Origin of the sequence: Pseudomonas sp. K5002 (assembly GCF_013386655.1) — a bacterium.
GTDB lineage: Bacteria > Pseudomonadota > Gammaproteobacteria > Pseudomonadales > Pseudomonadaceae > Aquipseudomonas.
The window spans coordinates 1-3,784 of the sequence record NZ_JACARK010000730.1 but is presented as its reverse complement, the minus strand read 5'-3'; the positions used below and the strand labels follow the sequence as shown (position 1 = coordinate 3,784).

Below are 3,784 nucleotides of genomic sequence, written 5' to 3'. Positions count from 1 at the left end.
CCAGCCTGGGCAGCCGCGCCTGGCCGCTGCACAAGGCGCAACCGCCGAGCGTGTCCTTTAATGGTTTCCACCGGGCTTACTTGCCGGACGTGCTCAAGGAGGAGAAATAAGCCATGCCGGTGATCGACTCGCAACTCGACGCCCACAGCCCGCAATTCGCGCAGAACCGCGAAGCGATGCTCACGGGCGTCAATCAATTGCGCCAGCTGGAGCAAAACCTGCTGGGCAAGGCCGCCGAAGCCAAGGCCAGGTTCGACAAGCGCGGGCAACTGCTGCCACGGGAACGCCTGAATTTATTGCTCGACCCCGGCGCGCCGTTCCTCGAACTGGCGAGCCTGGCCGGCTACAAACTGCACGATGACAAAGACGGCAGCGCCGCTGGGGGCGGGTTGATCGCCGGCATCGGCTACGTCAGCGGCGTGCGCATGCTGGTGGTGGCCAACAACAGCGCGATCAAGGGCGGGACCATTTCCCCCTCGGGCCTGAAAAAATCCCTGCGCCTGCAACAGATCGCCATGGAAAACAAACTGCCGGTGGTGACGCTGGCAGAAAGCGGCGGCGCCAACCTCAACTACGCCGCCGAGATTTTCGTCGAAGGCGCCCGCAGCTTCGCCAACCAGGCGCGGATGTCGGCCATGGGCTTGCCGCAGATCACCGTGGTGCATGGCTCGGCCACGGCGGGCGGCGCGTATCAGCCGGGCCTTTCGGATTACGTGGTGGTGGTGCGTGGCAAGGCCAAGCTGTTCCTGGCCGGCCCGCCGCTGCTCAAGGCCGCGACCGGCGAAGTCGCCACCGATGAAGAACTGGGCGGCGCCGAGATGCATGCGCAAACCGCCGGCACCGCTGAATACCTGGCGGAAAACGACGCTGACGGTGTGCGCATCGTGCGTGAGATTGTCAGCCTGTTGCCGTGGGATGACCGCTTGCCACCTGTGCCAAAGCGCGCTTACAGCGAGCCGCTGTACCCGATTGACGAGCTGTTGGGGCTGATCCCCGACGATCCGAAAAAGCCCTACGACGTGCGCGAAATCCTCGCGCGGTTGGCGGATGCTTCCAACTTCCTGGAGTTCAAGGGCGAGTTCGACCCGCACACCGTCTGCGGCCACTTGCATATCCAGGGCCGGGCCTGTGGCTTTATCGGCAACAACGGGCCGATCACCCCGAAGGGTGCGAGCAAGGCCGCGCAATTTATCCAGCTGTGCGACCAGAGCCAGACACCGCTGCTGTTCTTCCACAACACCACCGGCTTCATGGTGGGCACCGAGTCGGAACAGCAAGGCGTGATCAAGCACGGCGCGAAGATGATCCAGGCGGTGGCCAATGCGCGGGTGCCGAAACTGACCATCGTCGTCGGCGGCTCCTACGGTGCCGGCAACTATGCGATGTGCGGCCGTGGGCTCGACCCGCGTTTCATCTTCGCCTGGCCCAATAGCCGCACCGCCGTGATGGGCGGCGCCCAGGCGGGCAAGGTGCTGCGGATCGTCACCGAAGCCAAGCAACTGAAAGATGGCCTGGTGCCCGACCCCAAGGTGCTCGACATGCTCGAACAGGTCACCGCACAGAAACTCGACAGCCAGTCCACCGCCCTTTATGGCAGCGCGAACCTGTGGGACGACGGGCTGATTGACCCACGGGATACACGGACCTTGCTCGGGTTTCTGCTGGACATCTGCCACGAGGCCGAGGTGCGGCAACTACAGCCCAACAGCTTTGGTGCAGCGCGGTTTTGATGATCGTTCCCACGCCCCGCGTGGGAATGCAGCCCGGGACGCCCCGCGTCCCCATAGGGAGAACAATAAAAATGATCTTCACCCAGGAACACGAAGCACTGCGTCGCACCGTCCGTGGCTTTGTCGAGCGCGAGATCAACCCGCATGTGGATGAGTGGGAAAAGGCCGGACGCTTTCCGATCCACGAGATCTTCCGCAAGGCCGGCGACCTCGGTTTGCTGGGTATTTCCAAGCCGGAAAAATTCGGTGGCATGGGCCTCGACTACAGCTACTCGATCGTCGCCGCCGAAGAGTTCGGCAGCATTCGCTGCGGCGGCATCCCGATGTCCATCGGCGTGCAGACCGACATGTGCACCCCGGCCCTCGCCCGCTTCGGCTCCGATGAATTGCGCGAAGAATTCCTGCGCCCGGCCATCAGCGGCGAACAGGTGGGCTGCATCGGCGTTTCGGAAACCGGCGCCGGCTCCGACGTGGCCGGGCTGAAAACCCATGCCCGCAAGGACGGCACTGACTACGTGATCAACGGCAGCAAGATGTGGATCACCAACTCACCGAGCGCCGACTTCATCTGCCTGCTGGCCAACACCTCGGACGACAAGCCGCACATCAACAAGTCGCTGATCATGGTGCCGATGAACACCCCCGGCATCAGCGTCAGCCCGCCCCTGGAAAAGCTCGGCATGCACAGCTCGGAAACCGCCCAGGTGTTTTTCGACGACGTGCGCATCCCCCAGCGCAACCGCATCGGCCATGAAGGTGCGGGATTCATGATGCAGATGCTGCAGTTCCAGGAAGAGCGGCTGTTCGGCGCGGCCAATATGGTCAAGGGCCTGGAGTACTGCATCGACAGCACCATCGATTACTGCAAGGAACGCAAGACCTTCGGCAAGGCGCTGATCGACAACCAGGTGATCCACTTCCGTCTGGCCGAACTGTCCACCGAAATCGAATGCCTGCGGGCGCTGGTGTACCAGGCCACCGAGCAGTACATCAAGGGCCAGGACGTGACGCGCCTGGCCTCCATGGCCAAGCTCAAGGCCGGCCGCCTGGGCCGGGAAGTCAGCGACAGTTGCCTGCAATATTGGGGCGGCATGGGGTTCATGTGGGACAACCCGGTGGCCCGGGCTTATCGCGATGTGCGGCTGGTGTCGATTGGTGGTGGGGCGGACGAGATCATGCTGGGGATCATCTGTAAATTGATGGGCACCCTGCCGGGGAGAAAGTCGTGAACACGTTGTTGCTGGAACCGCATAACGGGGTGCTGCATGTGACCCTCAATCGGCCGGACAGCCGCAATGCCATGAGCCTGGAAATGGTCAACGAACTGCGTGCGGTACTGGCCGATGTGGCTGGGGACAAGAGCGTGCGGGCGTTGGTTATCAGCGGCGCGGGTGGGCATTTTTCGGCCGGTGGCGATGTGAAGGACATGGCTCGCGCGGGAGCCGCGGGAGGCTTGCAGGCGTTGAACCGGGCGTTCGGCACGCTGTTGCAGGAAGTGGAGGCGCTGCCGCAGGTGGTGATTGTGGTGCTTGAGGGTGCCGTGTTGGGCGGCGGGTTTGGGTTGGTGTGTGTCAGTGATGTGGCGATTGCGGATCATCAGGCGCAGTTTGGGTTGCCGGAGACCGGCCTTGGGTTGTTGCCGGCGCAGATTGCCCCGTTCGTGGTGAAGCGTATCGGGCTGACCCAGGCGCGGCGGCTGGCTTTGACGGCGGCGCGGTTTGATGGGGTTGAGGCGCTGCGGTTGGGGTTGGTGCATTTTGTGGAGCACGATCCGCAGGCGTTGGCGGAGCGGCTGGATGAGGTGTTGGGGCAGGTTTTGCGGTGTGCTCCGGGGGCTAATGCGCGGACCAAGGCGTTGCTGCTGGCCAGTGGTGAGCAGGCTTTGGGGCCGTTGTTGGACCAGGCTGCCGAGTGGTTTGCCGAGGCGGTTTGTGGTGAGGAAGGGGTTGAGGGGACTCAGGCGTTTGTGCAGAAGCGCAGGCCGGGGTGGGCGCGATGAATCGGGGGCATATCCGTTATTTTTGTAATGGCGACTATGGGTTCCGCTCTTACAG

3 protein-coding genes and 1 pseudogene are annotated in these 3,784 nt (G+C 63.2%); all 4 read left to right on the top strand.

Going from position 1 to position 3,784, the window contains the following annotated elements; all coding sequences use genetic code 11:
* Positions 1-110, top strand: a pseudogene (locus tag HX846_RS27285) (2,4-dienoyl-CoA reductase); the annotation flags it as partial.
* 3 nt (positions 111-113) lie between these two features.
* Positions 114-1,730, top strand: coding sequence for a geranyl-CoA carboxylase subunit beta (gene atuC, locus HX846_RS27280; RefSeq protein WP_008431693.1), 1,617 nt, complete (start codon positions 114-116; stop codon positions 1,728-1,730).
* A gap of 71 nt (positions 1,731-1,801) precedes the next feature.
* Positions 1,802-2,959 (top strand): citronellyl-CoA dehydrogenase, encoded by a 1,158-nt coding sequence (gene atuD / locus HX846_RS27275; RefSeq protein WP_087695085.1) that lies wholly within the window; start codon positions 1,802-1,804, stop codon positions 2,957-2,959.
* On the top strand, positions 2,956-3,729 hold the full coding sequence (locus HX846_RS27270) for an enoyl-CoA hydratase/isomerase family protein (RefSeq protein WP_087695083.1): 774 nt from the start codon (positions 2,956-2,958) through the stop codon (positions 3,727-3,729). The genes atuD and HX846_RS27270 overlap by 4 nt, the downstream gene beginning before the upstream one ends.
* The last annotated feature ends 55 nt before the right edge of the window (positions 3,730-3,784 follow it).